This is a genomic window from Armatimonadota bacterium, assembly GCA_016869025.1.
Lineage (GTDB): Bacteria > Sysuimicrobiota > Sysuimicrobiia > Sysuimicrobiales > Humicultoraceae > VGFA01.
In genome coordinates this window covers 1-22,438 of sequence record VGFA01000008.1, presented here as the reverse complement: position 1 = coordinate 22,438, position 22,438 = coordinate 1, and the positions used below count along the sequence as shown (strand labels likewise).

The 22,438-nt window shown below is 66.7% G+C and carries 22 protein-coding genes; 15 read left to right on the top strand and 7 right to left on the bottom strand.

The window, feature by feature from the left end:
- Positions 1-120: 120 nt before the first annotated feature.
- The 8 genes from FJX73_06230 to FJX73_06195 all read left to right on the top strand — a co-directional run bounded on the left by FJX73_06230 (position 121) and on the right by FJX73_06195 (position 8,704).
- The gene (locus tag FJX73_06230; GenBank protein MBM3470372.1) at positions 121-1,716 is read left to right on the top strand and encodes a PLP-dependent aminotransferase family protein; all 1,596 of its coding nucleotides are present in this window, start codon (positions 121-123) and stop codon (positions 1,714-1,716) included.
- Between the two features lie 172 nt (positions 1,717-1,888).
- Positions 1,889-3,205, top strand: coding sequence for a hypothetical protein (locus tag FJX73_06225; protein MBM3470371.1), 1,317 nt, complete (start codon positions 1,889-1,891; stop codon positions 3,203-3,205).
- Between the two features lie 42 nt (positions 3,206-3,247).
- Positions 3,248-4,009 (top strand): ABC transporter ATP-binding protein, encoded by a 762-nt coding sequence (locus FJX73_06220; protein ID MBM3470370.1) that lies wholly within the window; start codon positions 3,248-3,250, stop codon positions 4,007-4,009.
- Entirely contained in the window at positions 4,002-4,712 is a 711-nt protein-coding gene (locus FJX73_06215; GenBank protein MBM3470369.1) for an ABC transporter ATP-binding protein, read from the top strand. Before FJX73_06220 ends, FJX73_06215 begins: the two co-directional genes overlap by 8 nt.
- A gap of 23 nt (positions 4,713-4,735) precedes the next feature.
- On the top strand, positions 4,736-5,950 hold the full coding sequence (locus tag FJX73_06210) for a UPF0261 family protein (protein ID MBM3470368.1): 1,215 nt from the start codon (positions 4,736-4,738) through the stop codon (positions 5,948-5,950).
- 16 nt (positions 5,951-5,966) lie between these two features.
- Positions 5,967-6,803, top strand: a complete 837-nt coding sequence (locus tag FJX73_06205; protein MBM3470367.1) for a phosphoenolpyruvate hydrolase family protein — start codon at positions 5,967-5,969, stop codon at positions 6,801-6,803.
- Positions 6,804-6,884: 81 nt separating this feature from the next.
- The gene (locus FJX73_06200) at positions 6,885-7,730 is read left to right on the top strand and encodes a branched-chain amino acid ABC transporter permease (protein ID MBM3470366.1); all 846 of its coding nucleotides are present in this window, start codon (positions 6,885-6,887) and stop codon (positions 7,728-7,730) included.
- A 2-nt stretch (positions 7,731-7,732) separates the two neighbouring features.
- On the top strand, positions 7,733-8,704 hold the full coding sequence (locus FJX73_06195; protein ID MBM3470365.1) for a branched-chain amino acid ABC transporter permease: 972 nt from the start codon (positions 7,733-7,735) through the stop codon (positions 8,702-8,704).
- Positions 8,705-8,769: 65 nt separating this feature from the next.
- Here the strand turns inward: FJX73_06195 and FJX73_06190 are convergent, their stop codons facing one another.
- Positions 8,770-9,945, bottom strand: coding sequence for an FAD-binding oxidoreductase (locus tag FJX73_06190; protein ID MBM3470364.1), 1,176 nt, complete (start codon positions 9,943-9,945; stop codon positions 8,770-8,772).
- A gap of 74 nt (positions 9,946-10,019) precedes the next feature.
- On the opposite strand from FJX73_06190, the gene FJX73_06185 reads away from it, so the two are divergent.
- On the top strand, positions 10,020-10,817 hold the full coding sequence (locus FJX73_06185; GenBank protein MBM3470363.1) for an HAD-IIA family hydrolase: 798 nt from the start codon (positions 10,020-10,022) through the stop codon (positions 10,815-10,817).
- Here FJX73_06185 and FJX73_06180 read toward each other — a convergent pair.
- Positions 10,798-11,013, bottom strand: coding sequence for a hypothetical protein (locus FJX73_06180; GenBank protein ID MBM3470362.1), 216 nt, complete (start codon positions 11,011-11,013; stop codon positions 10,798-10,800). The genes FJX73_06185 and FJX73_06180 overlap by 20 nt on opposite strands.
- A 6-nt stretch (positions 11,014-11,019) precedes the next feature.
- Positions 11,020-11,400 carry a hypothetical protein gene (locus FJX73_06175; GenBank protein ID MBM3470361.1) on the bottom strand — a complete coding sequence of 127 codons (381 nt, stop codon included), beginning with the start codon at positions 11,398-11,400 and terminating at the stop codon, positions 11,020-11,022.
- Between FJX73_06175 and FJX73_06170 the strand changes: the two genes are divergently transcribed.
- Complete coding sequence (locus FJX73_06170; GenBank protein MBM3470360.1) at positions 11,317-12,351, top strand: ketoacyl-ACP synthase III; 1,035 nt, start codon at positions 11,317-11,319, stop codon at positions 12,349-12,351. The genes FJX73_06175 and FJX73_06170 overlap by 84 nt on opposite strands.
- Here the strand turns inward: FJX73_06170 and FJX73_06165 are convergent.
- Positions 12,335-13,579: an MFS transporter gene (locus tag FJX73_06165; GenBank protein MBM3470359.1), complete on the bottom strand. Its 1,245-nt coding sequence runs from the start codon at positions 13,577-13,579 to the stop codon at positions 12,335-12,337. The genes FJX73_06170 and FJX73_06165 overlap by 17 nt on opposite strands.
- Positions 13,580-13,633: 54 nt before the next feature.
- Here FJX73_06165 and FJX73_06160 point away from each other — a divergent pair, with 54 nt between their 5' ends.
- Positions 13,634-14,419, top strand: a complete 786-nt coding sequence (locus FJX73_06160; protein MBM3470358.1) for a hypothetical protein — start codon at positions 13,634-13,636, stop codon at positions 14,417-14,419.
- A gap of 139 nt (positions 14,420-14,558) precedes the next feature.
- Here the strand turns inward: FJX73_06160 and FJX73_06155 are convergent, their stop codons facing one another.
- From FJX73_06155 to FJX73_06145, 3 genes are all read right to left on the bottom strand, one after another.
- The gene (locus tag FJX73_06155) at positions 14,559-15,200 is read right to left on the bottom strand and encodes a hypothetical protein (protein MBM3470357.1); all 642 of its coding nucleotides are present in this window, start codon (positions 15,198-15,200) and stop codon (positions 14,559-14,561) included.
- A 115-nt stretch (positions 15,201-15,315) separates the two neighbouring features.
- Complete coding sequence (locus tag FJX73_06150) at positions 15,316-16,656, bottom strand: insulinase family protein (protein ID MBM3470356.1); 1,341 nt, start codon at positions 16,654-16,656, stop codon at positions 15,316-15,318.
- Positions 16,653-18,164: an insulinase family protein gene (locus tag FJX73_06145; protein MBM3470355.1), complete on the bottom strand. Its 1,512-nt coding sequence runs from the start codon at positions 18,162-18,164 to the stop codon at positions 16,653-16,655. The genes FJX73_06150 and FJX73_06145 overlap by 4 nt, the downstream gene beginning before the upstream one ends.
- On the opposite strand from FJX73_06145, the gene FJX73_06140 reads away from it, so the two are divergent.
- The 4 genes from FJX73_06140 (at position 18,163) to FJX73_06125 (ending at position 22,407) form a co-directional block, all read left to right on the top strand.
- A complete protein-coding gene (locus FJX73_06140; GenBank protein ID MBM3470354.1) occupies positions 18,163-18,369 on the top strand; it encodes a cold-shock protein in 207 nt (68 codons plus the stop codon). The genes FJX73_06145 and FJX73_06140 overlap by 2 nt on opposite strands.
- Before the next feature lie 14 nt (positions 18,370-18,383).
- Entirely contained in the window at positions 18,384-19,172 is a 789-nt protein-coding gene (locus tag FJX73_06135; GenBank protein ID MBM3470353.1) for a response regulator transcription factor, read from the top strand.
- Positions 19,173-19,177: 5 nt separating this feature from the next.
- Positions 19,178-20,269 (top strand): HAMP domain-containing histidine kinase, encoded by a 1,092-nt coding sequence (locus FJX73_06130; GenBank protein MBM3470352.1) that lies wholly within the window; start codon positions 19,178-19,180, stop codon positions 20,267-20,269.
- 107 nt (positions 20,270-20,376) lie between these two features.
- Positions 20,377-22,407 (top strand): diguanylate cyclase, encoded by a 2,031-nt coding sequence (locus FJX73_06125; GenBank protein MBM3470351.1) that lies wholly within the window; start codon positions 20,377-20,379, stop codon positions 22,405-22,407.
- Positions 22,408-22,438: the final 31 nt, after the last annotated feature.

Below are 22,438 nucleotides of genomic sequence, written 5' to 3'. Positions count from 1 at the left end.
CGGACGCGAGAGAACCAATTCGCCCCTGGTACTTTACGGATCATCGCTGCGCACCTACTCTGTCACTGGCCTCTCGCAGAGAAACGGCCGCACAAGGGCTGCGCGCGCCCAGGGGGCCACATGAACAGATCGGCGCTGACGAGGTTGATGCCGGAAGGCCCGGTGGGGACGTGGCTCGCGGGGTTCCGCATCGATTCATCGTCGCAGACCCCCCTGTACCTCCAGATAGCGTCCGAGATCGAGCACCGAATCGGGCACGGCCGCATTGCCATCGGCGAACGGCTACCTCCGCAGAGAGCGCTCGCGGAACTGGTCGGTGTCAGCAGGAACACAGCGGTTCAGGCCTATCGCGAGCTTGAGCGCCGTGGATGGGTGCGCAGCCGCGTGGGGCGGGGCACATTCGCGGCCCTTCCCCTCGACCGCGCGGTGCCCAACCCCTCGTGGCAGCCGCAGTTCTCCGCATCAATCAGCAGGGTAACGCGCCCGTTCATGGGTGAGGTGAACACAGAACAGGCGGGCAGGCTCAGCCTGGCCTCGGGTAAGGTCGCGGCCGATCCGTCCATAATCGGCACCTTCAGGCAGATGTTCGACCTGGTCCTTGAGCGCGAGGGCGCACGAGCCTTCGAGCCGGGCCCCCCGCAGGGGATTCCCGCGCTGCGCGCTGCACTGGCCGCTCACCTGCATGCGGGAGGCGCCGACGTCCGGCCACAGGAGATCCTCATCACCGCAGGGGCGCGGCAGGCGCTGAGTATCCTGGCGTCAATCCTGGTTGACCCAGGCGATACTGTGGTTACCGAAGGGCCCACGTATCGCGGTGCCATCCAGGCCTTCCAGGGTGTTGGCGCGCGCATCATCTGCGTGCCGACTGACGGTGACGGCTTGGATCTGGAGGCTCTTGAATCCGTGCTGGCCTACACGAGGCCGAAGCTGATCTACGTAATCCCGACATTCCAGAACCCGAGCAGTGTTTCTCTATCGCTCGAGCGGAGGCATCTGCTCATCGAAGCCGCCGCCCGCCGCGCGGTACCGATTGTGGAAGACGATCCCTACTGGGAGCTCCGCTACGAAGGTGCGCGGCTTCCACGCCTGAAGGCGCTCGACACATGGGGAGGTGTCATACATGTGGGCACCTTCTCGAAGCTGGTCTTCCCCGGGGTCCGCGTCGGATGGATCGCGGGACCGCCCGGCGTCATACGTCAGGCAGCCGTTGCCAAGGCCGGGGGCGGGCTGCACGTCAGCAGCCTCCCGCAGTGGGCGATGGCGCGGCTGCTTGAGGAGAACCTGCTTGAGCCACATCTCCGGCGGGCGTGCCAGCGCCTCCGGTCGAAGCGAGACTTGCTCCTGGCCTCGCTCGCGCGGCACGCTCGCGGCCGCCTGATGGCTCGCAGACCTGAGGGCGGGTTGTTCGTGTGGGCGCGGCTCCCCGCCCCCGTGCAGGCCGCCGACCTGCTGAAGAGCACCTCGGCGAAGGGGGTCGACTTCGTGGCAGGCCCGGCCTTCTGGCCGAGCGGAGGCGATCCATACGCAATGCGGCTGTGCTTTGCGGGCCTCGACGAGCCGCAACTGGAAGAAGCCGCAGCGATTGTGGGGCGGAGCCTGGCAAGCGCGCTGACCGGCGTCGAGCCCGGAGAAGAGAGGCATCCGGAGCGCGCTCCAGCCGGCTACATGGAGTGCGGACGCAGAAGAGGGCGGGCCGTCCCAGGGCGGAGAGCCTAGAGGGCGTCAGCCAGCCGCCGGAGTCGCAGCGGGTCAATGGCCGCCGGGGGCCATTGCAGGGGTCAGGCAAGCGGCACGGGGTAGAGCAAGGCAGTACAGGCTGGTCAAGATCCGCTCCGCCGTTGTGGGGTACGTCTCAGCGGGGAGAATCAAGAGAGGAGGTCGAACAGCGATGAAAGGAAGGGTGAGCAGCTTCAGGCCCTGGACCAGGGCGGTTACCTGGACAGCAGTAGCCGCAATTGCCGTTGTCATGGTCCTTTCCCCCATTGGCGCCCTGCAGTCCCTGGGACAGGCCCGCGAGATACGCGTGGGGCTGCTCGGGGCACGCACGGGCGTGTTCACGGCCTTCGGCGAGCCGCAGATCAGGGGCTCCATTCTCGCTTTTGAAGAGGCCAACTACATGGCGGCCGGGCGCCGCATTCGCACCTTCATCGAGGACACCCAGTGCACCGCGGACATAATGATGACCAAGGTGCGGGCGGTCCACGAGCGTGACAGGGTGGATACCGTCGTGGGACCCACCTGCGGTGGAGAGGGCCTGGCCATGGTGGACTGGGCGAGGGGCACCGGCCTGCCAGTGGTAATCGGCTACTCCGCCCCTGAGGACATCACAATGCGGCTGCGCGCGCACAATGTGGTGCGCGCGGGTTGGAGCGGTGCTCAGCCGATGTTCCCGTTTGGCCAGTACGTGGCCCGGACCTTCGGGTACCGCCGCATCGTCTCCATTGGACAGGACTACTCGTTCCCGTGGAACCAGCTCGGGGGCTTCATCCGGGGTTTCTGCATGGCCGGCGGCAAGGAGGTTGTCAAGATCTGGCACCCTGTCGGGACGCGTGACTACAGCTCAATCATAGCAGCGATGCCGCGCGACGTGGACGCGGTCATGTACGACGGCGCTGGGACGGACATGGTGGCATTCTACAAGCAGTTCCGCGACTTCGGCCTCCTTGACAAGTACGTTCTGCTCGGCGCGTCCAACGCCTACGAGCCCATCACACTCCAGGAGCTCGGCGACAGCGCAATTGGCTCGCTGTCGGCAATACAGTACGCGGAGACGCTCAAGACCCCGGCCTTCCTGAGGTTCCGGGACGCCTACATGAAGCGGTGGAATGAGATCCCTCCAACCTCAGCCGAGCACGGCTATGTCGGGGCCAAGATGGTGCTTCGCGCTATCGCGGCTGTCGGTGGAAGGATCGAGGACCGCGACGCGTTCATCAAGGCGCTGCGCGCGACCAGGATGCCGGACGCTCCACGCGGCCCATTCTATCTGGACGAGTACGGCAACCCGGTTCAGAACATCTACATCCGGAAGGTCCAGCGCATCGGGAACATCCTGGCTAACACCGTCATCGCGACCTTCAAGGATGTTTCCCAGTTCGGCCCGTTCGACCCGGAGGCCTACATTGCGGCGCCTCCGGACTCGCGTGATTTCCCGCCGAGTGACTGCGCGGCGGTGCTCGCGAGACTCCCTCGGCTTCGCGGAAGGTAGGCACCATGGCGGATTCGGGTTGGCACAAGTAGAACGCGCACCATGGACCACCGATCGCCGGAAGCTCTGCGAGCGGAGAGGCTCACCAAGACCTTCGGAGGCATTACTGCCCTCGATGATGTGAGCCTCTCCATCCCCGCCGGTGAGCGCCGGGGCCTCATTGGCCCAAACGGTGCCGGAAAGACGACTCTCTTCAACTCGATCACGGGCGAGATACCACCAGATCATGGCCGCGTGTCGCTGTTTGGAGAAGACGTCACCCACCTGAGCGTTCAGCAGAGGGCCCGGCTGGGCATCGGCAGGACGTACCAGGTCACCAATCTCTTCCTGGACCTCACCGTGGAAGAGAACCTGTTTCTTGCCTCTGGCGGGAGCGTATCCACCAATGTCCTCAAGCCCTGGCGCCGTAACTCGGCGCGCCTCGACAGGGCGCGAGAAGTGGCAGAGTTCGTCGGACTGGGTGAAAGGATCTCGGCGAAGGTCGACGCCCTGGGGCACGGCGAGCAGCGCCAGCTCGAGATCGGCGTTGCGCTTGCCGCCCGCCCGAGGCTGCTGATGCTCGACGAGCCGGTCGCGGGACTGGCGCCTTCTGAGCGCCAGCGCATGATGCGCTTCCTCGGGAGCCTCGACCGTTCAGTGACACTGCTGCTCGTGGAACACGACATGGATGTGGTGCTCGGGCTTGCCGACCGCGTGACCGTGCTGCACAACGGGCGGGTGATCGCGGATGGCGCGCCCGATGTGGTGCGTGCGGACGCCCGCGTCCAGGAAGTCTACATGGGCGAGTGGGTCAACCATGGGTGAATACCTGCTCGAAGTCGTCCGTCTGAATGCCTTCTACGGTACGAGCCATGTGCTCCAGGACGTGTCGCTCGCGGCGGGGCACGAGTGCGTCGCGGTTGTTGGGCGCAACGGCATGGGGAAGACAACCCTCTTGCGCTCGATACTGCGCATGACCCCGCCCGCCTCTCACGGCCTCATCACGTTCAGGGGCCGCCGGATCGACGGGCTGCACTCGCACCAGGCGGCGTCCCTGGGCATCGGGTACGTCCCTCAGGGCCGCCGTCTCTTCCCGTCTCTGTCGGTCGACGAGCACCTGAGACTCACCTTCCGCAAGGGAGCCGACGGCACGGCGTGGACTCCTGACGCGGTCTACGACCTCTTCCCCGAGATCGCCCGGAGGAGGAAACTGCCAGGGACACGGCTGAGCGGAGGCGAGCAGCAGATGCTGGCCATCGGCCGCGCGTTGGTCACGAATCCCGCCCTGCTGTTGCTCGATGAGCCCTCCGAGGGTCTCGCCCCGCTGGTTGTCCAGCACCTCATCGCAACGTTGCGGCGGCTCAGAGAGATGGGGACTGCCCTGCTGCTCGTCGAGCAGCAGCAGAGGATCGCGGATGTGCTCGCCGACCGGGTGTACGTGCTGACCGCCGGCCGCATCGTTCACCACGCCACGGGGAAGGAGTTCGCGGTCGACACCGAGGCAAGGCGGCAGCATCTTGGGATCTAGACCGTAGCCGAAGGGAGCGAGCGATGGGAAAGCGGATCGCAATCGTGGGCGCACTGGACACGAAGGGGCCCGAGTTCGCCTTCGTAAAGCAGGAGGTCGAGCGGCGGGGCCACGCAGTCGTCGTCATAGACACAAGCGTGGTAGGGATGCCGGCGTTCCCCGCGGATGTGCCGCGAGAGCGTGTGGCAGAAGCCGGCGGATCGACGGTCGAGGAGCTGCAGGCAAAGGCCGACCGTGGGTACGCGATGGAAGTCATGACACGCGGCGTTGCGGCGGTCGTGAAGGAGCTGTACGACGCTGGAAGGATAGACGGGGTGCTCGCGATGGGGGGATCGGCCGGGACGATCATCGGGACCTCCGCGATGCGCGCGCTGCCTGTGGGCGTCCCGAAGGTGATGGTCAGCACGCTGGCTTCCGGGGACACGAAGCCCTACGTCGGGACCAAAGATGTCGTAATGGTGCCTTCGGTGGTGGACGTTGCCGGTGTCAACAGAATCAGCGCGCGGATATACGCCAATGCCGCCGGTGCAATCGTGGGAATGGTCGAGACGCCGACGCCCGCAATCCGAGAAAAGCCGCTCCTGGCCGCCTCGATGTTCGGCAACACGACTCCGATAGTCAACCGTTGCCGCGGCATCATGGAAGAGAACGGGTTCGAGGTGCTCGTGTTCCACGCCACGGGGACAGGTGGCCAGACGATGGAAAGCCTGATAGACGACGGATACATCACCGGGGTGCTCGACATTACGCCCACCGAGTGGGCCGACGAGCTGGTGGGCGGAGTCCTAACGGCGGGCCCCACGCGGATGGACGCGGCGCCCAAGAAGGGCATTCCGCAGGTGGTCGTGCCCGGATGCGTGGACATGGCCAACTTCTGGGCGCCCGAGACGGTGCCTGAGAAGTTCAGGGACCGTCGCTTCTACCACTGGAATCCAAACGTGACGCTGATGCGCACCTCCCCTGAGGAAAACGCCGAGTTGGGGCGCATCATCGCTGAGAAGGTCAGCCGGTCTGCCGGACCGGCGGCCATCTTTCTGCCGCTACGGGGTGTCTCGATGCTGGACGCGCCTGGCAAGGAGTTCTGGTGGCCAGAGGCCGACCGGTCGCTCTTCGACGCCATCAAGAAGCATACCGGCGCGGGCGTCGAGGTCCACGAGCTCGACAACAACATAAACGACGACGCGTTCGCCGACGCGGTGAGCGCCAAGATGCTGCAGTTCCTTGCACGAACGACATAGCGAAAGGAGCAACCCCATGGGCAAGAGGATTCCGCGACAGGTTGTCCTCGAGCGGTTTCGTGAGAAGATCGGCCGGGGCGAGCCGATCATCGGCGGCGGTGCTGGTACCGGCATCTCGGCCAAGATGGCAGAAGCCGGCGGAATCGATCTGATCATCATCTACAACTCCGGTCGCTACCGCATGGCTGGGCGGGGTTCTCTCGCCGGGCTGATGCCGTACGGTGACGCCAACGCCATCGTGATAGAGATGGCATACGAGGTCATCCCGGTGATCAAGCACACGCCGGTCCTGGCCGGAGTCTGTGGCACTGATCCCTTCAGGGATATGGAGGTCTTCCTCGGCGAGGTGGCCCGGCTTAACTTTTCGGGCGTCCAGAACTTCCCAACCGTGGGGCTCATCGACGGCGTCTTCCGGGAGAACCTGGAGGCGACCGGGATGGGATACGACAAGGAAGTCGAGATGATCCGGTTGGCCCACGAGATGGACCTGATAACCGCACCTTACGTCTTCGACGCCGACACTGCCAACAGGATGGCCACGGCCGGCGCGGACATCCTCGTGCCCCACGTGGGGCTGACCACGGCGGGCACGATCGGGGCTGCGGTCGCACTCACCCTCGACGAGGCGATCCAGAAGGTCATGGCCATGGCAGAGGCGGCCAAGGCCGTGCGGCCGGACATCCTCGTGCTCTGTCATGGTGGGCCGTTCGACGAGCCGGAGAACGTGGCGAAGGCCCTAGCAAGGATGCCAGGAATCGCTGGGTTCTTCGGCGCTTCCAGCGTGGAGCGGCTACCCACCGAGCGCGCGATCACCGAGCAGGTGCGCTCGTTCAAGTCGATCAGGCTTGCCTGAGGCAAGGACCAGCCCGGCGCGCGCGGTTGGCCGTCCCGGCCACGTCTACGGGCGCCGGGCTGGGAAGCCGGCGGTGACCAGATGCTGAATCTGCTGTTCCTGAATGGTCTGACCTATGCTGCGCTGTTGTTCGTGATGGCGAGTGGGCTGACCCTCGCATTCGGACTCATGCGCATAGTGAACCTATCGCACGGTGCCTACTACCTGGTCGGTGGGTACCTGGGTCTGACCGCCTTCAGAATCACGGGCAGCTGGCCCCTCGCGTTGCTCGCCGGCGGCCTCTCTATCGCGGCCATCGCCTGCCTGATTGAGCGGGCGCTCCTGGTGTGGGTGAGGGGCAAGGAGCTGCCCGAGTCGCTGCTTACGCTCGCGGTGGCCATGATCCTCGGTGACGCGGCCGTGGCGGTCTGGGGAGGCAATCCTCTCAACCTCCAGCCCCCCGCGCTGCTCACGCCGCGCCTGCACGTGCTCGGGGTGGTCTACCCAGGGTTCCGGGTCTTCGTGCTGATCTTTGGGGTCCTTGTGGGCATAGGGCTGTGGCTGCTGCTGATGAGGACCTCGCTGGGAATGGCCGTGAGGGCAGGCGTGGATGACCGGGAGACAACCGCCGCGCTCGGCATCAACGTCGGCCGCACGATGACCGCGGTGTTTATGCTGGCCGGGCTGCTGGCGGGCTTCGCGGGAGTGATCGGGGGGTCCTACTGGGCGCTCGCCCCGGGCGAGGACTTCCAGGCACTCGCCCTCTCGCTCGTCACGATAGTCATTGGCGGGATGGGCAGCCTGATCGGTGCGGCCGTGGGGGCCCTGATAACCGCGATGACGCTCAGCTTCGCCACCGCCTACTTCCCGGACTTCTCCCTGTTCTTCGTGTTCGCGCCAATGGCGCTCGTTCTTGCGGTCAGGCCTCAGGGCCTGTTTGGGAGATAGGTGTGGCCATGCGCCGGATCTGGCATTGGGCGATCGTCGTCATGGGAGCCGCCCTCCTTGTGACGCTGCCAGGATGGATGCCCGCGTACTATCTGACCCTGACCAACCGCATCCTATTCTACAGCCTGCTGGCGGTGAGCTTCAGCTTTCTTGCCGGGAGAGCGGGTATGACCTCACTCGGCCAGGTAGCGTTCTTTGGATTCGCAGCCTACGCGGTGGGGATCATGTCTGTCAGGTACAGCATCGCGTTCCCGTGGCCGGTTGTCGTGGGGGTGGGCGGCGCAACGTTGCTGGCCGCCGCCGCTGGACTGATCGTGATCCGCACGACCGGGATCTACTTCCTCATGATCACCCTCGCGCTCGGACAGGTCATGTGGGGAGTCGCGAATCGCTGGGTGTCGCTGACTCATGCATACGACGGGATCCCCGGGGTAGTACCACCCGTGGTCATGGGGGTCGCCCTCAAGGACCCGCGAAACTTCTACTTCGCGCTCCTGGCAACTTCGCTCGTCTGCCTCACCGTAATGCTGGCGATAACGCGCTCCCACTTCGGCCTCGCACTCAGGGGGATAGCCGCCAGCCCCACGCGCATGGCGGCGCTCGGCTACCCCGTATCGCTACTGCGCTACCTGGCCTTCGTTTTGGCGGGGACGCTTGCCGGCATCTCGGGGATCTTCTTCGTCTACCACACGGGATTTGTACATACCAGCGTCTTCGACCTTCAGCGCTCCGTCTGGATCCTGCTTGTCTCGACGCTGGGCGGCGTGGCGACATTCGCGGGACCGGTCGTGGGTGTGGCGATCGTGGTGCTGCTCGAGAGCTTCATCGGCCAACTCACCCACCGGCACGCGACCGTCATCGGCACGCTGTTCATGCTAACGATAATCCTGGCGCCTCATGGAGTCACAGGGCACCTCGGTTCCGTCGCGGACCACATAGACCGCAGAAGAAGGCCTTCCACACCGCGGGATTGACCGCCGTGCTGCCCCGCCTGATGGCCTGCGGCGCGGATGCAGGGGGCTCTGGCCTCCCGGCTCGGTCAGCCCACGATCCCGTGCGCGTACGGGCTGTGGAACAAAGCGCCCTCGACGAACCGTGATGGCCGGAACGGGCCAAGATCTATCTCGCCGCAGCGACCGGTCACGACAAGACCTGCCAGGGTTTCTCCGAGCGCGGGACTCAACTTGAACCCGTGCCCGCTGAAGCCCGCGGCGATGAACAGGCCGCCCACGTCAGGAATCGGGCCCAGGATCGGCTGCCAATCCGGGGTGACGTCGTAGAGACTGGCGTACCCCCCCTTCACCCCCACGCCCGAGAAAGCAGGCACGCGGTGCGCCAATCGCTGAGCCATCTTCTCGACGAAATCAAAGTCGGTTCCCTCGTTGAAGGCATCGGCAGGCACCTCCTCGTCTGGGTACTCCTCGACCGACCCGCCATGGAACTGGTACCCAATGTCGGGGCGCATGTAGAAACCCATCCCCAGGTCCACGAGGATGAAGCCGAGAGGCGCTGCCGGCTCTTCCACCTCGAACAGCACCACCTGGTGGCGCGTGGTGCGAATGGGCAGATCAATCCCCAGAGGACCCAGCAGTACTGGCGTCCACGGCCCGGCGGCAACCAGCACAGCCCCGGCCGCAATCCGGCCTGTTGGGGTTTCCACCCCGGCGATCCGTGAGCCCTCGACCACCAGGCGGACGGCCGGCGTGCCTTCCCGCACCTCTGCACCGTGCCGCCTGGCCGCGGCTGCGAACGCGGTCGCTGTGGCGTACCCGTCGGCATACCCTGAGCCGGGCTCGTAGGCCCCTGCGCCCACATCGTCGGTGCGCAGCCGGGCGTCGAGATCGGCGATGGCCTCGCGGTCCAGCACCGTGGTGTCCACACCGAGAGCGCGTTGCAGCCGGACGTTCGCCTCGACAGTCCTCTCCTGCCCCTGCGGTACCAGCAGCAGGAATCCGGTCTTCCTGAAGTCGGCGCTCCCGCCGACGACGGCATCGAAGTTCACGAACACATCGCGGCTGCGCAGTGCCAGCTGAATCAGGGGTGCGTAGGAGTAGTGCATGCGCACGATGCCGCTGGAGCGGCCGGTGGGTCCGCCGCCAACGGTGCCCCGATCAAGAAGCACCACCTTCTGCCCGTGCCGTGACGCGAGCCAGAATGCGGCGCTCGCGCCGGTGCAGCCGGCTCCTACCACGATCACGTCTGCTGCTGCCATCATGGCCTCCTGTTCTTCCCGTCTGCGTCCACTCCAATCCGGAAGGGGAGTCGTTCAGCTCCGGAGAAGCCGCAACCATGATCCTGAGAAAGCTCCGCGGCTTCCTCTTCGACATGGACGGCGTACTCTATCGGGGCAGGCGCGTGCTCCCTGGCGCACGCGCGCTGCTGGCGGATCTCGACCGGAAGGGTGTCCCCTTCGCGCTTGTGACAAACAACAGCACCCGGACCCCGCGCCAGTACACCAGGTTCCTCGCCACGATGGGAATGCGAGTGCCGGTCGAGCGCATCGTTACCTCTTCGGTGGGAACAGCGACGTACCTGCGCGCCACCCTGAAGCCCGGATCCCGCGTGCTGGTCGTCGGCGAACCGCCGTTCCGGCGGGCGATAGCCAGGGCAGGGTTTGTCCTGGCGTGGGAAGACGTCGCGGCGGTCGTGGTAGGGCTGGACCGGCGGATGACCTACCGGAAGCTCGCCCTGGCCGCCGAGGCGCTTGCCCGGGGAGCAGAGTTCGTGGCCTCCAATCCGGATCCGCTGGTCCCCACAGAGACCGGTGCCATGCCCGGCGCCGGGGCTCTGGTCAGCGCGCTACAATACGCCAGCGGCCGGAAGCCGGTCGTGATCGGCAAACCCGACCCCCGGCTGCTTCGTGAGGCGATGGCCCGGATAGGGACGCGCCCGGCGCAGACCGCGATGGTTGGCGACCAACTCGGCACCGACATAGCGGCGGGCCGCGCCGCCGGGCTGTTCACGATCCTTGTACTCACCGGCGTTACGGCGGAGCGGTCCCGAACTGACGGTGATCCCCGCCCCGATCTAACCGTGCGCGACCTGAACGGTCTCCGGCGCTGGATGATTAGCGCCCCATCCCGCTGACGGCCAGCGGCTGGATCAGCACGCTCACGCGATCCTCGGGCCCTCCGCCGTATTCGTAGGAGTACGGCTTCCCCGTGTAGCGCACCGAGAGCCGGTCAATGTCGCGGGCGCCGTTCTCGGCGTCGAGGCGGACGACCCTACCCTGAATCTGCACGTAGCGGTACATGTTCTTCGGATCAACAACGGTCAGGGCCACGTGTGGTTAGGCCTTGAGGTTGCGCAGCTTCACGCGACCCTTGCTCGTGTTGATCAGGATCTGGTCGCCTTCCAGCGTGAACCAGACCGGCGTGGCCTGCGGGCGGCCCTCCGGGGAAACCGTTGCGAGCACCGCGGGATTGGGCTCGCCGAGAAACGCGCGTGTCGCCTCGTCCAGTTGCGTGGACATGGGGTCCTCCTCTGCCTTGGATTCCTCCTGTCCAACGCTGCGGGCCGCGGACCGATTCCCTGGCCGCACCACGGCAGGCAGGACAGCCCCCCAGACCGCCGAAACTAGGGAAGCATGTGTCAGACGAAAGCCACGCCCAGCCATCCAGAGGTACAGCAGATCGTCACGCGGGCCGCCATCCTGGGGCTCGGCATCCATGTCCCGCCGCGGATCCTGACCAACGCCGACCTAGAGAAGATCGTCGAAACCAGCGACGAGTGGATCGTCACGCGGACCGGCATCCGGACGCGGCGGATAGTTGACGGCGACCAGGCCGCGTCCGACCTGGCCGTACCCGCGGCCAAAGCCGCGCTGCGCGACGCGGGGATCTCGGCGGCGGAACTAGACCTGATCATCTGCGGGACCACGACACCCGACATGATCTTCCCTGCCACCGCGTGCCTTGTCCAGGAACGGATCGGCGCGGCGCGGGCCGGGGCGTTCGATCTGCTGGCCGCCTGCTCGAGTTTCGTCTACGGCGTGGTCACCGCCGCGCAGATGATCGAAGCCGGGATTGTCAGGCACGTGCTCGTCCTTGGCGCCGAGGTGCTGACCCGACTCGCGGATTGGAGAGACCGCACCACCAGCGTACTCATCGGAGACGGCGCCGGAGCCGTCGTGATGGGTCCTTCCTCGGGGGGCGGCGGCGTGCTGTCGACGGTCGTCGGCTCGGACGGCTCCGCCGCGGACATCCTCAAGCTGCCTTCGGGCGGCAGCCGCATCCCCATGACCGAGGAGGTCGTCGCCAAAGGCCTCCACCGCGCCCGCATGGACGGGCAGTCGGTGTTCAAGCTCGCTGTGCGGATCGTGCCCGAGACTATCCTTGAGGTCGTTCGAAAGGCGGGGCTCTCGCTGGACGACATCTCGCTGGTGGTGCCGCATCAGGCCAACCAGCGCATTACCGAAGCAGTGGCCCGCGCGATTGGCCTCCCGCTGGAGCGGTTCGTCAGCACCATCGAGTCCTACGGAAACACCTCCTCGGCGTCGGTGCCCATCTCGCTCTGGGAAGCACGGTCCGACGGCCGCATGAAGGACGGCGATCACCTCGTGCTGATCGGCTTCGGCGGCGGCTTCACCTGGGCCGCATGCGTGCTCACCTGGGGACGGTAGGACGGCGCCCGCCGCCGTCCTGAAGTCGCAGAGCGCCGACGGCCGCGACAAGGTAGACCGCCGCGGCCCCGAGAAACGGTCCGGCCTGAACAATGCCGTACAGCGTCCCTGCCCCCAGCGGCCCCAGTGCTCGGCCCAGGCTGTCAAACGACGTCTGCATCCCCAGCGAGGTGCCGTAGCCCAGCCGGGTGGTGCGGGAGTTGAGCGCGGCCAGTGAGGGCCGCAGAAACGCCATCGCAAGCGAGGTCATGCAGACGGCTACGGTGATCGCGGCCACCGATCCGGCCAGCGCCACCACCAAGAACCCCGCGGCACCGGCGACGAATCCGGCGCGGATGGTGCGGACCTCTCCCAACCTCCGCGTCACCGGCCCCACGGCTATGCCTTGCGCCACCACCGATCCTAGCCCCAGGGCGGTGAACATCACGCCGACGTCCGCGGGTGTCCCGCCTGCCCGGTCAATCGCGTAGTAGCCGAGCATCGAGAACAGGCTCGACCCCCCCCATGTCGTGGCAAGGGCCATCAGATACAGGGGGAGTTCCGGGCTCCGCAGGGCCTGCGCCAGCGCTCGCGTGCCGAGGCGCGCAGCGGCAGCACGCCGGGCGTCGGGGGGTGGTTCGCGCACCAGCCGGACAACCAGAGGCACGGCCAGCGCCGACGTGGCAGCAGCAACGTGGAAAGGAACGAGTGGCCCGGCAAGCGCCAGGATCCCGCCGGCCGCGGGCCCCACGAGGAAACCCAGGCCAAACCCCGCGCCCATCCTGCCCATCACCGTGCTGCGCTCCTCCGGCGCGCTGAGGTCTGCGGCGATGGCCTGCGCGGACGGCAGCACGGAGGCCGAGATGAGTCCGCCTACAACACGCGCGGCCAGCAGCATCTCGTAGGATTGGGCGAGCGCCATGCCCAGAAACGCGAGCGTGTAGCCGAACAGGCCGATGATCAGCACCGGCTTCCTGCCGATCCGGTCGGCGGCCAGCCCCCAGAACGGTGATGCCGCGAATTGAGCGACCGCCCATGCCGTGATGAGCAGACCCATCTGCAGTGAAGAGGCCCCGAACCGCCGCGCGAGGAAGGGAAGGATCGGCATCACGATGCCAAAGCCCACCATCACCAGAAAGACCGTCGCAAGCAGCATCCAGGTCTGGCGGCTGGCGGATGTGGTGCCGGCAGGAGACATCACCCGGGTATTCCCTGCGGGCGCGCTGCTCTCCCCCTTGAGCAGAATCATGCCCGCATGGGGCGAAAGGTATCCGCCAAGACCCTACCTGTTCGGAGGTGGAACGTGCGCAGAACTACAGCCATCATGGCTGCCGTCCTCGCGATTTCGCTGCTAGTGGCATGGGTGCCCGAAGCGGCCGAAGCCCAGACTTTCAAGCTCAGATTGTGGTCAACCCCACCAAGCGCGTCGCTGCCCGGGGAGGAACCCAACGGTCCATCCCGCATCCGCACCCAGAACTACCTCGACAGTCTGGCACCCGGCAACATCGTCTGGGATTCCACGCTGCTGGGGTTTGAGTTCCGTTCGCGACCCGTCAACCGGTTCATCTGGAGTATCGCCTACGATACAGGCGGCGTGAACAACCTTGTGGACACCGAGGGCGGGTTCGGAGCATCGCCCGGCACGAACCGGTTCTTTTCCACGAACCTTCACTACCTGATAGCGCCGGCCAACTGGCGCGGCGCTGAGATGACCGTGTTTGCCGGATACGGCAGCGGGTTCCTGGGCGTTTCGTCGGGAGGTGGAGCTCGCGAGTTCTCTGCACGCGGCCTGCGCTACGGTCTCGACCTGTACGTGCCGTTCCGCGAGGCGTGGTACCTGTCGGGCTCGGCTGCCTTTGGGTCGTGGACGATCAATCACAGCCTGGGTGGGGTACTCGACCCGCCAGGCGGCACGGCCAGCGTCAGGGACTACAGCCTGGCACTGGGAAGGTCGCTGTCGCCGGAGGCCGGACTCGAGGTGGGCTACCGGTCAATCAAGTGGGAAACGACTGCTGTGGGAAGGACCCCGTGCCCGTGCACGATGGCCTGGGACGGCTGGTACGCGGCAATCACCATGCGGCTACGGTGAGGCGGCACAGCCAGCGGAGCGAACTGCAGCGCAACCTTCGGGGCAACCTGCGACATTGACTACGAGAGGGCGGGGGTATCGCCGCCCTCTCACTCATTCCCTGATGGAGTCCCGGGGCTACTGGCCCGCAGGCCCGGCTCTACGGTGCCTTGTATCTAACCAGCTCGGTCCAGCCGCTGATCTGGCGATCGCCGCGATAGCCCTTCCGCTCGCTCCGCACCGCGCCGACGCCCGGCGCGTACCAGGTGTAAGCCGTGATCTCAGTGTCCTCACCGGCCGTCACCGTCTGCATCTTCCAGGCCTTGTACGTCCCGGCGGCCACCTTGACCGTCTCCTCAGCGATCCACTTCGAGGTGATCTTCAACTCGAACGCGGAATCCGCCGGGCTCCACGACCAGGCCTGCCCTGCCTTGGGAGGAAGCTTCATCAATGGGCGCGGGGGGTTGCTCACGGTTAGCCCACCCCTGGGCGAGGTCCACTCGATGATCAGGACCTCGGCCGCTGTTACCTGGTAGCAGGTGCGCTCAGTGCGCTCGCGGCCGCGCTCGATCGCCTTGCGCTCGGCTACGATGCACCGGACGGTGCCGACGGTCTTGGGGCCCACGACCTTTGTGACAGACTCGACTCCATCATCGTTCTTGCGGGTCCACACCGCGCCGGTGACGAGCGGAAAGAGCGACGGAGCCGGCCCTGCCGTGACTTGGGCCACCGGCGGCACCGCAACCGATACCAATAGAGCGACAAGCAATGCCCTGTAGGCCGTTCCGAAGACTGTTCGCATGAATGCCTCCCATCGTTGCTTCGTGCGTGATGTGGTCTCTGTGTTCGACCCCCCAGGGCCATTGAGCGTTTACCAGTTCGTTACCTTGTGCCGCGCACCTCCGGGCACCGTGGAGCTATGGCGCAACGATCACCAGCGCCGGGACAGTCAGGTACCTCCGCGCCGCCCGCAGCACGTCGCCTGCAGTGACGCGGTCGATCTCCTCGGGGAAGCGCTCGTCGTAGGCAAACCCAACGCCAAGGATCTCGTACCACCCGAGGTAGAACGCCTGGGCCTCCAGTTCTTCACGGGCCAGGGCGTAGCGCCCGATAATCCCCCTCCTGGCACGCTCCAGCTCGTCTGCAGGAGGGACCTCGGCGCGAAGCCGCTCCACCTCACGCAGCATGGCAGCGGTGACCGCCGGGAGCGTGGACGGATCGGTCCCTGCGCTCAGGCGGATGTGGCCCGGGCCTGCCCGCACCAGATACGCGGAACCGACCTGGTAGGCCAGCCCGCGCCTTTCCCTGATCTCGGTGAACAGCCGCGACGACATCCCCTCGCCCAAAATGGCGCTGAGCACGCGCAACGCCGCGAAGTCGCGGTGCCCCATGGGCACACCCAGGTATCCCATGGCAATCCATGCGGCCGCGATTGGGCGCACCTCCCGCACCTCCTGCGGCGATGCCAGGGGAGGCACCAGGGCGCGCTCCACCGTGCGCAGCCATCGGACGCGGCGCGGCGGCGACCCTGCGCGCAGCCCGCCGAACGCCTGCTTCGCCTTCTCCAGCGCCTGGGCCTCGGTGGTGTTCCCAGCAACGACGAGGACGATGTTGGATGCCGTGAAGTGGGTCAGGTAGAACTCGAGTAGTTGCTCGCGGGTGAGCGCAGCGACCGTCTCCGCGGTCCCGATGATGGGCTGCGCGTAGGGGTGAAAAGGATACAGGGCAGCGCCCAGTAGGTCCACCGCGCGCTGGAGCGGCTGGTCGGCATTCTGCCTGATCCGGGACAAGCCTACCCCGCGCTGGGTCTCGATGTCCCTGGGATCGAACCGGGCATTCGCCAGAAGGTCGGCTACCAGCTCCATTCCAAGATCAAGGTGGCGGCCCGGCGTCACCGTGTACAGCGAGGTGAAGTCTGAGCCGGTTCCGCCTCCCAGCAGGCCGCCAATTCCCTCTATCGTCTGGGCGATCTGATCAGCGGAGCGGCGGTGCGTCCCGCGGACCAGCATGCTGCGCACAAAGAAGGTCACCCCGCTCTGTGCTGGCTCCTCCAGGCGTGGACCGGCGCGGACCAGGGCTTCCACTACGACCAGGTCGCTCACAGGGTTGGGCTTGACTATGACGGTCAGCCCATTCTCCAGCAGGTGGCGTGATGCGGCGGCCTGGCGGAAAACGACCGTCGCGCCAGCCGCGGGGCCGGAGGCGGCCAGGAGAGAAACGAGCAGGGCAGCGGCAAGGAGACGCAAGGCCCGCCTCACCTCCCGGCGGGCCGGATGACAGCGACCGCGTACCGGCGCGCGTCGAACAGGCGCCGCGCGACCCGCTGTACGTCATCCCTGGTGACCTGGCGGACGCGTGCCAGATAGGCGGATGCGAACTCCAGGTCGGCGATGGTGGCGTAGAAACCCAACGTGTACGCCTGACCGCGGGTTGTATGCGTGCCGTAGATGTGCTCGCCTTCCAGCAGATTCCGCGCGCGCGCCAGCTCGACCTCGGTGATCCCCTGGTCGGCGACCGCGGCCACCTCCGCCAGGATCGCGGCCTCGGCGCGCTCCGCGTGCGCCGGCTCGGCGACCGCGGAGATGACGAACAGGTAGGGATCCTCGGTGGTCAGGAACGAGACGCCTATGCTCTGCGCCAGGCGGGCGCGCTCCACGACCTGCTGGCGCAGCCGCGCGCCCAGCCCCCGCCCCAGCGCGTACGCCAGGACATCCGTCGCGTGCACGTCGCGGTCGCGCACCGTCGGGCCCGGGAATCCCAAGACCAGGTAGGCGACGCGGACGTCCTGCTCGGCCACAAGGCGGCGCACGCCCTCTATCGGTGGCTCCACCGGAGCCGGCTGGCGCAGAACCGACGGGCCGCTGAATCCCGCGTAGGCACGCCTCACGCTGGCCAAGGCCTGTGAGGCCCGAACGTTCCCGACCACAACCACCGTCATGTTATCCGGCACGTAGTAGGTTCGGTAGAACCGCTGCAGCGTCTCCCGCGGCATCCGCTCGATCGTTGCGCGCGTGCCCAGCACCGAACGTCTGTAGGCATGCACGGTGAACGCCAGTCCCCGCATCAGTTCCAAGGCGCGCGTCGTCGGGAAGTTGTCGCGACGGTTGATCTCCTCAAGCACGACCCTGCGTTCGCGCTCGAGTTCTGAGGGCTCGAGCGTCGAGCGCATCATAGCGTCGGACTGCAGTTCGAGCATCTGGTCGAAGTGCCGGCTGGACGACACCACGTGGTAGTAGGTCCAGTCCAGCGAGGTGCCCGCGTTCAGGACGCCGCCGACTCCTTCGACCTCTCGGTCCATCTCACCGGCCCGCCGCTTCGCGGTGCCCTTGAAGAGCATGTGCTCCAGGAAGTGGGCCGCGCCGTTGGTCTCGTCATCCTCGTCCTTCGACCCGCCCCGAACCCAGGTGTGCAGGGCCACGACGTCCGCGGCGCGGTGCTCCTGGACGATTACCGTCAACCCGTTCTCGAGCACTGAGCGCACGGCGCCGCCAGGCGCCCGGACCTGGGCGGTCCCGGGCAAAGGGCTAAGGCCCGCGGACACCAGCGCGCCCAGCAGCCCCACCAGCAACATGGCGGCTCGGGCCGCACGGCTCTTGAGCACCCTGCCTCCCCCCATACAGATCCCCACACAGATTGCTATCAAGGATTCGCCCGCCAAGGAGGAATCCCCCGCCCGGGGTGCCAATATAACAGTTTCGTAGGGCGATGCTGCACTGCCGTCCGGCGGAGTCGTCGGACGGCAAAGAAGGAAAGGTGGGTAGGGCATGCCGATCGGATCAGTCAAGTGGTTCAGCGCGGAGAAGGGCTACGGCTTCATCACTCCCGACGAGGGCGGCAAGGATGTCTTCGTCCACTATTCCGCGATTCAGGCCGATGGCTACAGGAGCCTCAGCGAGGGCCAGAAGGTAGAGTACGAGGTCGTGACGGGTCAGAAGGGTCCCCAGGCCTCCAACGTCAAGCCCATAGGCTAGCCCACCGGGACCGCATCGCGGTCCCGCGTCTTGGCAGGTTCAAGCCCGGTTGGGAGAGAGGCCGCGGAGCGGTCTCTCTGCCCTTCTGGGCATTGGGGGAGCACCCGGAACAGATGTCCTCCGGCCGCACGATCCTGGTTGTTGACGACGAGGCGTCTGTCCGCGACGTCGTCTCGCGGTATCTGACGCGCGAGGGGTTCACGGTCGAGGTCGCCGCGGACGGCGTGGCCGCGCTCGCCCTGGCCCGCCGGGCGCACCCAGACCTGATAGTCCTGGACATCATGCTGCCGGGCATGGACGGGTTGGAGGTGCTCCGGCGGCTGAGGGAGTGGTCGGACGCCTACGTGCTGCTTCTGACCGCGCGCTCCGACGAAACCGACAAGGTCGTGGGGCTGGGCGTGGGAGGTGACGACTACCTGACCAAGCCGTTCAGCCCTCGCGAGATGGTCGCGCGCGTCAAGGCGCTCCTGCGCCGCAGCCGGGGTGGCGAGAGGCAGCCCGGACCGCTCACCTTTGGGCACCTGCGGATAGACCCAGGCCAGCGCGGGGTGTGGAAGGACGGGAACCCCGTGGCGCTGACCACGCTGGAGTTCGACCTGTTGCTGGCCATGGCCGGAGCGCCCCGCCTGGTGTTCACCCGACCGCAGATCATCGAACGGGTCTGGGGGCCCGACTTCTTCGGCGATGAGCGCGTCGTGGACGTCCACATCAAGGAACTGCGCAAGAAGCTGGAGGACGATCCGGGCCGACCCGCGTTCATCACCACGGTGCGGGGTGTCGGCTACCGGTTCGAGGCGGAGTAGGCGCGGTGAGGCGGTCACTGGGAGTCCAGGTCTTCGTTTCGTACCTGATCGTTCTGGTCGTGGGTATGGTGGTGCTGACGGCGGCGCTCAACTTCCTCGGCTCGCGGCATGTGGCCCGCCGAGTAGAGGGCACTGGGCCGCGGTTCGGAGGGCCCCCAGCCACTAACATTGAGCGGATCTTCCGCACCGGCGTCGCCGACGCCCTGGTCGCAGCAGGCATCGCTGCGATCGTGGCTGCCGGCGCCCTCAGCATGTACGTGACCAGGAGGATCGTGCTGCCGGTGCAGGCCCTGGCCGCCGCCAGCCAGCGCCTGGCCGCGGGCCATTACGACGAGCGGGCGCCGGTTCAGAGCACCGATGAGATGGGTGCCCTTGCCGACAGCTTCAACACCATGGCCGGGGCCCTGGAGCAGACGGAGATCAGGCGGAGGACTCTCCTGGCCGATGTGGCCCACGAGCTTCGAACGCCGCTCTCCGGCATCAAGGGGTACATGGAGGGGCTGTCCGACGGCGTGATCGAAGCCGGGCCCGAGACCTATGCCCGGGTCGCCGTGGAGGTTGACCGGCTTCAGCGGCTGGTGACCGACCTGGAGGAGCTCTCGCGGCTGGACGCCGGGGTGCTCCGGTTGATTCGTCAGACAGTGCCCGTGCGCCGGATCGTGGGCGCGGCCGTGGAGCGCCTGCGCCCGCAGGCCGATGACCAGGGGCTTGTACTGGAGGTGACCGTGCCCGAGGCACTGCCCGCGGTGATCGTGGACGTTGACCGCATCCAGCAGGTGCTGGCGAACCTGATCGGCAACGCAATCCAGTACACGCCGCCGCCGGGCCGCATCACGGTGAGCGCGCGCCCCGAGGGACCGCGGGTCAGGATTGACGTGGAAGACACCGGATTGGGTATCGCGGCCGAGCACCTGACGCACGTCTTCGAACGGTTCTACCGCGTGGACCGATCGCGCGCCCGCAGCGGAGGCGGCAGCGGCCTGGGCCTCACGATCGCCCGGTACCTGGTCGAGGCCCACGGCGGAAGCATTCGCGCGGCCAGCCCCGGCCCCGGACGCGGCAGCACCTTCTCCTTCACCCTTCCGGCCGCTGGCTGATCACCGGGCCCACACGGCCTGTTTCGTCGCTTCGCTCGGCAGGCGATGCAGCGTCGGCGGAGAATACTACCTGCCAGCCCCGGGCAGGCACCTAAGCGCGAAGGCGGGTGAGCACCTTGACCGGAGCCCGCGCCAAACGGACCACCCAGAACCAGGTCAAGAAGCGCGGCGTCTTGCTTGCCAGCGCCGGGCTGGTGTTCCTGCAGCTGGTCGTGCCGATCCTGCACAAGATGGACATCGTGTCGCTCGATCTCTCCCGCTGGGCGATGGCCTTCACCGTTACGATCGTCGTGCAGGCGGTGCTCTGGCTAATCCCCCACTTCGGCTGGGACGCACGCCTGAAGTGGGACAGGCACTATGTCTACCTGCCGATGGCAGCCACTGCCGGCCTGCTGACCCTGTATGCCTTCATCGCACCCGAGGTTCGGGAGTTGTTCTTGATGGCGTGGATGGCCGCGCTGCTCTTCGTGGCCGGGCGGATAGGTTTCTGGGGTGTTATGATCCTTGGAAGCTTCGCCGGTGCTGGGTACGCCGCCGCTCTGGCCTACTACGCCCGCACCCTGGCCATCCACCTGCCCGCCATGGACGTAGCGTTGGTCGGGGTGTTCCTTATCATCAACGGTTTTGCCGCCGTGGTCTTCGAGCGGCTGCGCCGCCAGCGAGGCGAACGCGCTGTTCTCATGCAAGAACGCCTGCAGGCGGAAGCGACTGCGCGGACCAGCGCGGAGCGATATCAGAGTCTGTTCGACGGCTTGCCCATCGGCCTCTACGAAACTACCCCATCGGGTGAGTTCGTAACCGCGAACCACGCGCTGGCGCAGATTCTGGGATATCCGAGCAGTGAAGCCCTCTTGTCCGCGAAGGTGCCCGATGTCTATGCCGACGGAGAGGACCGGCAGCGATGGCTGTCCCTGATGGAACGCGAGGGCGTGGTGCGCGGGGTCGAGCTTAAACTACGCCGCAGGGACGGACGGATCATCTGGGTGCGGGACTACGCCCGCGCCGTTCGCGACAGCGACGGCCGGGTGCTCTCCTTCGAGGGCTCGCTGGAGGACATCACCGCGCGCAGGGAGGCCGAAGAGGCCCTCCGGCAGGCCAATGACAAGCTCAAGGTGTGGGTGGGCGACCTGGAGCGGCAGACGAGTGAGATCTCCGTGCTGAGCAAGATGGGCGAGCTCCTGCAGGCCTGCTCTGACATGGCCGAGGCCCATTCGGTCATCGCCCATTCCGCGCAGAGGTTGTTCCCGGGTGAGCCGGGCGCGCTGTGCATGCAGAGCGCGTCGCGCAACTTCGTCGAGGTGGTGGCCTCGTGGGGCGAAGAGCCTTCCACGCAGCGGGTCTTCTCGCCGGACGATTGTTGGGCGCTGCGGAGGGGCCGGGCCCACATCGTGGAGGATACCGCCGAAGGCCCAAACTGCAGGCACCTCTCCAGTCCCCTGCCGCAGGCATACTTCTGCATCCCCCTTGTGGCCCACGGCGAGGCAATGGGACTGCTCTGCCTGACCCGCCCGGGCACCGCTGAAGGCGCTCTCCTGCCGCTGCTGGAGACCAGGAAGATGGTAGCTTCAACGCTGGGAGAGCAATCGGCCTTGGCGCTGGCGAATCTCCGACTGCGCGAAACGCTCCGCAGCCAGTCGGTCCGCGATCCGCTCACCGGATTGTTCAACCGCCGGTACATGGAGGAGACGCTGGAGAGGGAGATCCGGCGGGCCGAGCGTGGAGCGCGGCCGTTGAGCGTGATGATGCTGGACCTCGATCACTTCAAGCAGTTCAACGACACGTTCGGTCACAGCGCCGGCGACTCATTGCTGCGTGAGCTGGGCACAATGCTGCGCGCCAACCTGCGCGCGGGCGACATCGCGTGCCGCTTCGGAGGCGAGGAGTTCGTCCTGATTCTGCCCGAGGCAGCGCTGAACTGCGCCAGGTCGCGTGCCGAGCAGCTCCGGGAGACCGCCAAGCACCTGCACGTCTCGCACCTGGGCGAGTCCCTGGGCCCGGTGACCGTCTCCCTGGGAGTTGCGGCCTTCCCCGAGCACGGCGCGAGTGGGGAGGCCCTGATAGAGAACGCGGATGCGGCGCTCTACCGTGCGAAGTCAGAGGGGCGCGATCGCGTCGTCGTGGCCGCTACCTCTGCCTGAACCAGCCGAAGCCGGATCTATCCGCGCCGCG